This is a genomic window from Thalassobaculum sp. (genome assembly GCF_040219215.1).
Classification (GTDB): Bacteria; Pseudomonadota; Alphaproteobacteria; order Thalassobaculales; family Thalassobaculaceae; genus Thalassobaculum_A.
In genome coordinates this window covers 139,412-147,108 of the sequence record NZ_JAVJSX010000024.1, presented here as the reverse complement: position 1 = coordinate 147,108, position 7,697 = coordinate 139,412, and the positions used below count along the sequence as shown (strand labels likewise).

Sequence of the window (7,697 nt, the reverse complement as noted above, 5' to 3'; positions counted from 1 at the left end):
CTACAAGGCGCCGCGTGAGCTGCTGTGGATGCTGGGTGTGGTCATCATGTTGCTCATGATGCCGACCGCCTTCATGGGCTACGTGCTGCCGTGGGGCCAGATGAGCTTCTGGGGCGCCACCGTCATCACCAACCTGTTCTCGGCGATCCCGGTGGTCGGCGAAAGCATCGTGACCTGGCTGTGGGGCGGCTTCGCTGTAGACAACCCGACGCTGAACCGGTTCTTCTCGCTGCACTACCTGCTGCCGTTCGTGATCATCGGCGTGGTTGTTCTTCATCTGGTGGCGCTGCACCGCTTCGGCTCGAACAACCCGCTGGGCGTCGACATCAAGAGCGCCAAGGACCAGATCCCGTTCCACCCGTACTACACGGTGAAGGACGCGTTCGGCCTGGGTGTGTTTCTGATCGTGTTCAGCGCGGCGGTCTTTTTCGCGCCGAACTTCCTCGGCCACCCGGACAACTACATCCCGGCCAACCCGCTGGTCACGCCGGAGCATATCGTGCCGGAATGGTACTTCCTGCCGTTCTACGCGATCCTGCGTTCGATCCCCGACAAGCTGGGCGGCGTGCTGTTCATGTTCGGCTCGATCGCCGTTCTGTTCATCCTGCCGTGGCTGGACCGGTCTCCGGTGCGCAGCGGCCAGTTCCGGCCGATGTTCAAGATCTTCTTCTGGATCCTGGTGGTCGACGTGGTGGCGCTGACCTACTTCGGCGGCAAGCCGGCCGAGGGCTGGTACGTCATCGGTTCGCGGTTCGCCACAGCGTACTATTTCATTCACTTCCTGCTCGTCCTGCCGCTGCTCTCGATCTTCGAGACTCCGCGGCAGTTGCCAAAATCGATCAGTGAGCCGGTGCTCGGCGGGGGGGCCGGCTTGGCCGGTGCTGCCACGGCGCCACGGGAGAACGTCCGATGATCGCGCGTATCAAGACGCTGGCGGCGACCGCACTGGTCGCTTCCGCCCTGGCTGGTCCGGCGCTGGCTGCTGGGGAAGTCGAGATACCGAAGCAGGACTGGACGTTCGGCGGTGTGTTCGGAACCTTCGACCGTGCTTCGCTGCAGCGTGGCTTCCAGGTCTACCAGAACGTCTGCGCGAGTTGTCACGGGCTGAAGTTTGTCGCCTACCGGAACCTCGCTGATCTCGGCTACAACGAAGACGAGATCAAGGCGATCGCGGCTGAGAAGGAAGTCAGCGACGGCCCGAACGACTCAGGCGAGATGTTCAACCGTCCGGCCAAGCCGTCGGATCGGTTCGTCAGCCCGTTCGCAAACGACGAGGCGGCACGTGCGTCCAACGGTGGTGCGCTGCCGCCGGACCTGTCGTTGATGGTCGATGCACGGGTCGGCGGCGCCGACTACATGTACGCGCTGTTGACGGGCTACAAGGACGCGCCGGCGGACATGAAGATCCCCGACGGCATGTACTACAATACGGGCTTCGCCGGACAGCAGATCGCCATGCCGCAGCCGTTGTTTCCGGACGGCGTGACCTATGGCGACAACACGCCGGCGACGATCGCCCAGCAGGCCCGGGACGTTACCACCTTCCTGGCCTGGGCGTCGGAACCCAACCTCGAGCAGAGCAAGCGGACCGGGGTGATGGTGATCCTGTTCCTGCTGGTCTTTACCGGCCTGCTCTACGCGACCAAGCGGAAGATCTGGGCCAACGTGCACTGACGCGGGCGCGGGCTGGACGTTCAAACGGGGCCGGGGGAATTCCTCCGGCCCCTTTCGATTCCGGCCTCCGGGAACCGGGCTCCCCGACCGGCGTTGCCAATTTGGTTAACGCTTGAAGGCGGTGCTCCCGATGCCCCATGTCGTAACTCCCGTGACCACCCGTACCGCGTGGTTCGCCAGCGCTTCCCTGCTGGCGCTTGGCAGCCTGATCCTGGCGTTCGGGATTGGCTGGGCCGCTGTCGAGGCGGTATCGATCATCAAGCTTGGATCCGGTTCGCACTCGCCCGAGTACGGCCGCTCGATTGTCGGTGCCGCGTGTGTCGTCATTGTCGGCGGACTGCTCGTCTATGCGTTCCTCCGGCACCTCGAATCCGATGAGCGGACCGTCGTTCAGATCGACTTCGATCGGCCGATCGTCGGGTTTCACGGCAAGCGCCTCAGTGTCGATCGTTGGCGGGTCGAGGCGCAGATCTCCGTCCTGGCCCGGCGAGCCCTCGCCCCGGTGGTCCACGACCGAGCCGACGAGATAGCGCACGCCGCGGCTGAAGCGCTGGCCATGCTGGGGCCGCGTGCTGCCCACCGACCGGACCGGACCCGTGCCGAAGAGGCCCTGACGGTCATGATCAACCGCACGCTGCGGAACCGGGTGGTCCAGGCCATCCGCATTCGCCACATCGATCTGACGCCGGCACTCTGACCTGACGGCGAACCTCGGCGTTTGCCTCCGGATCGGTCTCTCGCCCTTTCGCTGCCGTGTCGCCCCGCGCTATAGGTGATGCTGCGGGTATCGGGCGGACAGTGGAGAGACCGGGACGATGGCGAATGAAACGCGGGAAGCTCTGCTCGGCGTGATCGGCGGCAGCGGCGTGTACCAGATCGACGGGCTGGAAAACACCCGCTGGGAGACCGTGCCGTCGTCGTTCGGCGAGCCCTCGGACCAGTTGCTGTTCGGCGAACTCGATGGCCAGCCGCTGGTGTTTCTGCCGCGCCACGGCCGCGGCCACCGCTTCAGTCCGACCGACATCAACTACCGAGCCAACATCGACGCGATGAAGCGCGCCGGCGTGACCGACATCATCTCGGTCTCCGCCGTCGGCTCCCTCAAGCACGAATACGCACCCGGGCATTTCGTCCTGGTCGACCAGTTCATCGACCGGACGTTTGCGCGCGAGAAGAGCTTCTTCAGCAAGGGGTGCGTCGCCCATGTCTCGATGGCGCACCCGGTCAGCACGCGTCTGGTCGACGCACTCGACGAAGCCTGCACGGAACTCGACCTACCGCACAGCCGGGGCGGCACCTACATGACGATGGAAGGCCCGCAGTTCTCGACCCTGGCGGAGTCGAACCTGTACCGTTCGTGGGGCTGCGACGTGATCGGCATGACCAACATGCCCGAGGCGAAGCTGGCCCGCGAGGCGGAGATCCCCTATGCGACCGTGGCCATGGTCACCGACTACGATTGCTGGCACCCGGACCACGATCACGTGACGGTGGAGGTGGTGGTCCGTGTCCTGCTGTCGAACGCCGACAAGGCGCGTGCGTTGATCAAGGCGGCGGCACCGAAGCTGCGTCGCCGTCCGATGATCGACGAGCAGGGCGGCGACCGGGCGCTGGACCATGCCATGATCACCCATGCCGAGGCTCGCGATCCCGAGGTGGTGGCGCGCCTCGACGCGATCGCCGGCCGGGTTCTCGGCGGATAGGGGCGGACGCGGTGCGCGGACGGGGACGCGGCGGGATCGGTGGTCTGGAGGGCCTGTACAAGAAGGTCACGGCCGACCGGCCGCACGACGCCCGCACGCTCAACGTCAGATCCGTGCTGGCGCTGGAGAACGGTCGGGCGACCGAAGCGGCGGAACTGATCGGCCGCGCGATCGTGCTGGAGCCGGCGGAGCGGACCTACCTGTTCCACATGGCCAAGGTATGCGCTCGCGGCGGCTGGTGGCACGAGGCGACCGACGCGCTGCGCCGGGCAATCTACGTCGACCCGCACGATGCGGAGAGTTGGTACGGCCTTGGAGCCGCGTTCCAGGAACTGGGAGAACCCGACCAGGCGGTCGTCTGCTGGCAGCAGTGCCTGTACATCGAGCCGGGCCATTCCGGCGCCATGGAGGCCCTGGCCCGGGCCGGAGGCTGATCGTGTCAGCGGTCGATGCGCTTCAGGCTCGGCCAGTCCAGCGCCACGTGATCCGGCAGTCGCAGCGACGACCAGATATCCATCGGCTCGCCGTTGCCGCCTTCGGCGATCAGCAGCGTCATGACCGTGCCGTGCGAGACGATCAGCTCGTCGTCGGCGGTCTCTCCCATGATTGTCTCGACGGCCGAGCGGAAGCGGACCCGCGCGGCGCTGGCGCTCTCGGCCCCGAAGACCACTTCATCCGGTTGTGCGAAGAACCGGCGGACGTTGGCGGCGAACGCCTCCGCACCGCGGGTCTGCTGCGCCACCAGGCGGTGGTGTTCTTCCAGGCCGTCCCGGATCTCCAGTGGCAGATCGAGGCGCTCAGCCATGATCCGGCCCGTAGCGGTCGCCTTGGTCTCCGTACTGGCGACTACCCGGTGCAATCCACAGTTTCGAAAGCGTTCGGCGAAACTGTTGATCCGCGCTGGAGCGTCCGGTGCCAGCCGCCACTCTTGGGATGGCACCCCGAAATCGACCGTAACCGGAGCGTGCTTGACGAGGTGTAGGACGCGCATTTCGGGGACCTATACCAGCCAACGGCGCGACGCAACGCCGCGGTGAACGCCGGAACCGGACGCTCCGTCTGGCGGTTCCTCGGGGCAGGCGTTTGACCGGCCAGACCAGCACCCCTACCGTTGCACGATGTCCTTCCGAACGGAGCAATCAGGCTTGTGAGCACCCTCGACCTCGGACTGATCGGCAATTGCTGTTTCGGCGCTCTCGTCGACCCGTACGCACGTATCGTTTGGTGCTGCCTGCCCCGTTTCGACGGCGAACCGGTCTTCGATGCGTTGCTGCGCGGCGATGCAGATGGGGAGGCTGCGGCCGGCGGGTCGTTCGCCATTGAGCTGGGCGGCGCTGTCAAGGCCGAGCAGCGCTACGTTCCGAACACGCCGGTCCTGGTCACACGGATCACCGCCGACGATGGAGCCGCGATCGAGATCACCGATTTCGCGCCGCGCTTTAAGCGCCACGACCGGATGTTCCGGCCGACCACCATCGTCCGGCACGTCCGCCCGGTCGCAGGCCTGCCGCGTATCCGGATCCGGGTTTCACCGTCCTTCGGTTGGGGCGCCGTCGATCCGCAGGTAACCCGCGGTTCCAACCATATCCGCTGGGTCGGGCCGTCGCAGACCGTGCGGCTCACGACCGACGCGGTGCCGTCCTACATCCTGGACCAGACCTGGTTCCTGCTGGACGCCCCGGTGTCGATGCTGCTGGGGGCCGACGAGAGCCTGACCGACTCGATTCCCGAAACCGCGCGCGTGTTCTTCGACGACACGGTGCGGTACTGGCGCGACTGGACCCGATCGCTGAACATTCCGTTCGAATGGCAGGCCGAGGTCATCCGCTCCGCCATCACCCTCAAGCTGTGCACCTTCGAGGAGACCGGCGCGGTGATTGCCGCGATGACCACATCGATCCCCGAGGCGCCGCACAGCCAGCGCAACTGGGACTATCGCTATTGCTGGCTGCGCGACGCCTACTTCGTCGTGCACACCTTGAACCGGCTGTCGGCGACCCGAACGCTGGAACACTACCTGCGCTACATACAGAACATCGTGGCCAAGACCGCCGAGGGCGCGGTGCTGCAGCCGCTGTACTCGATCACGCTGGACGATAGGATCGAGGAACGTATCGTCGATACCCTGCCGGGATACCGCGGCATGGGGCCGGTGCGGGTCGGCAATCAGGCCTACCAGCAGGTCCAGCATGATGTCTTCGGATCGGTGATCCTGGCCGTCACCCAGAGTTTTTTCGACACCCGCCTGACGCGCATGGGCGACGAAGCGTTGTATCGCCAGCTAACGCGCCTCGGCCGGGTCGCGGTGGAACGGTTCGACGTGCCGGACGCCGGCATCTGGGAGTTGCGCACCCGAGCGTCGGTTCACACGTTCTCGGCGTTGATGTGCTGGGCTGCGGCCGATCGGTTGGCACGGATCGCGACAGCGCTTGGCCTGGACGACGAGGCGGCGGACTGGCTCGCGCACGCCGAGACGATGCATGCGCGGATCTGCAACGAGGCGTGGAGCGACGAACTGGGCGGATTCTCCGCGACCTTCGGCGGGCGGGATCTGGACGCCAGTTTGCTGCTGATCCACGAGCTTGGGTTCCTGGCGGGCGACGACCCGCGCTACGTCGGGACCGTCGAGGCGATCGAGAAAGGGCTGAAGCGTGGCAATCATGTGTTCCGCTACGACGCGCCTGACGATTTCGGAACGCCGGAGGTCGCCTTTACGGTCTGCACATTCTGGTTCATCGAGGCGCTGGCCGCGGTCGGGCGCAAGGACGAGGCGCGACAGATGTTTGCCGAGGTACTGGCATGCCGGAACAGCCTGGGCCTGCTGTCCGAGGACGTCGACCCGGTGACCGGTGAGCTGTGGGGCAACTTCCCTCAGACCTACTCGATGGTCGGGTTGATCAAGTGCGCCATGCGTCTGTCGCGGCCGTGGGAGGACGTGGTTTGAGCCGTCTGGTGGTGGTGTCGAACCGGGTCGCCCCGATTCAGGAAGGCAAGCAATCGTCCGGTGGTCTGGCGGTGGCGGTGCACGATGCCCTGTCGGAGATCGGCGGGGTGTGGTTCGGCTGGTCGGGCGAGACCTATGCCAGCGGATCCAGCAAGGTGAAGACCGAGACCAAGGGCAAGATCACGTACGCCACGATGCCGCTGGCGCGGCGCGACTACGATGCGTTCTACAAGGGTTACGCCAACGCGACGCTCTGGCCGTTGTTCCACTACCGCATGGAACTGGTCGACTACCACCGCCGCTACGTCGTCGGGTACCGCCGGGTGAACGAGGAGTTCGCCGGACGGTTGGCGCCGATGCTGCAGCCCGACGATCTGGTCTGGGTCCATGACTACCATCTGATCCCGTTGGGCCGTGACCTGCGGATGATGGGCCACAGGAACCGCATCGGTTTCTTCCTGCATATCCCATTTCCGCCGCCGGATTTGCTGACCACCTGCTCCGATCACGCGTTCCTGGTGCAGTCGATGTGCGCCTACGATCTGATCGGCTTCCAGACCGAGAACGACGTGGAGAACTTCCTGTCCTACATCCGCAAGGTCGCGGGCGGGACCGTGGGGCGCGGCGGGCGATTCGAGGCGTATGGCGAGAAGTCGCGGGCTTGTGCGTTCCCGATCGGCATCTATCCCGACCGGCTGGCGGAGCAGGCGGCGGCGTCGGCCGATGCCCGGCAGACCAAGCGGCTGCTGCGCTCGCTGACCGGCAAGGACCTGATCGTCGGTGTCGACCGGCTGGACTATTCCAAGGGGTTGGACCGTCGGTTCGATGCCTACGAGACCCTGCTGGAGACCGCGCCCAGCCTGCGCGGTCACGTGACCTTCATGCAGATCGCCCCACCGTCGCGCTCCGACGTGCAGAGCTACCGCGAGATCCGTGAGGTCCTGGAAGGCAAGGCCGGGCACATCAACGGCCGGTTTGCCGAGTTCGACTGGGTGCCGCTGCGGTATCTCAACAAATCGTTCCAGCGCGAGCAGTTGACCGGGTTCTTCCGCACCGCCCGGGTCGGCTTTGTCACACCGTTGCGCGACGGCATGAACCTGGTCGCCAAGGAATATGTTGCGTGCCAGGATCCCGAGGATCCGGGTGTGCTGGTACTGTCGCAGTTTGCCGGAGCGGCCGCCGAGTTGGACGGTGCGGTGACGGTCAACCCATACGACACCGAGTACGTGGCGGAGGGGTTGCAGCGCGCGTTGTCCATGACGATCGAGGAGCGGCGGTCGCGCTGGGCTTCGATGATGTCGGTCCTGCGCACCAACGATCTGGGAGCCTGGCGGCGGAACTTTCTGCGGGCACTCCGCAGCCGTTGAGGAGAGACG

Annotated in this window: 8 protein-coding genes; 7 read left to right on the top strand and 1 reads right to left on the bottom strand. The window is 65.7% G+C overall.

The features are described 5' to 3' along the window. From RIC54_RS17855 to RIC54_RS17835, 5 genes are all read left to right on the top strand, one after another. Positions 1-913, top strand: a 913-nt coding sequence (locus RIC54_RS17855; protein WP_350151268.1) for a cytochrome b N-terminal domain-containing protein, incomplete at its 5' end; no start/stop codon positions are given. Then, positions 910-1,674, top strand: coding sequence for a cytochrome c1 (locus RIC54_RS17850; protein WP_350151266.1), 765 nt, complete (start codon positions 910-912; stop codon positions 1,672-1,674). The genes RIC54_RS17855 and RIC54_RS17850, both read left to right, overlap by 4 nt. Positions 1,675-1,804: 130 nt before the next feature. Continuing rightward, entirely contained in the window at positions 1,805-2,371 is a 567-nt protein-coding gene (locus tag RIC54_RS17845; RefSeq protein WP_350089700.1) for a hypothetical protein, read from the top strand. Between the two features lie 118 nt (positions 2,372-2,489). Then, complete coding sequence (locus tag RIC54_RS17840; protein WP_350089697.1) at positions 2,490-3,377, top strand: S-methyl-5'-thioadenosine phosphorylase; 888 nt, start codon at positions 2,490-2,492, stop codon at positions 3,375-3,377. An 11-nt stretch (positions 3,378-3,388) separates the two neighbouring features. Beyond that, positions 3,389-3,811: a tetratricopeptide repeat protein gene (locus RIC54_RS17835; RefSeq protein ID WP_350089694.1), complete on the top strand. Its 423-nt coding sequence runs from the start codon at positions 3,389-3,391 to the stop codon at positions 3,809-3,811. 5 nt (positions 3,812-3,816) lie between these two features. Here the strand turns inward: RIC54_RS17835 and RIC54_RS17830 are convergent, their stop codons facing one another. Further along, positions 3,817-4,368 carry a histidine phosphatase family protein gene (locus RIC54_RS17830; RefSeq protein ID WP_350089691.1) on the bottom strand — a complete coding sequence of 184 codons (552 nt, stop codon included), beginning with the start codon at positions 4,366-4,368 and terminating at the stop codon, positions 3,817-3,819. 156 nt (positions 4,369-4,524) lie between these two features. On the opposite strand from RIC54_RS17830, the gene RIC54_RS17825 reads away from it, so the two are divergent. Together RIC54_RS17825 and otsA are read left to right on the top strand one after the other, a co-directional pair. After that, positions 4,525-6,321, top strand: coding sequence for a glycoside hydrolase family 15 protein (locus tag RIC54_RS17825; protein WP_350089688.1), 1,797 nt, complete (start codon positions 4,525-4,527; stop codon positions 6,319-6,321). After that, complete coding sequence (otsA, locus tag RIC54_RS17820) at positions 6,318-7,688, top strand: alpha,alpha-trehalose-phosphate synthase (UDP-forming) (RefSeq protein WP_350089685.1); 1,371 nt, start codon at positions 6,318-6,320, stop codon at positions 7,686-7,688. The genes RIC54_RS17825 and otsA overlap by 4 nt, the downstream gene beginning before the upstream one ends. The last annotated feature ends 9 nt before the right edge of the window (positions 7,689-7,697 follow it).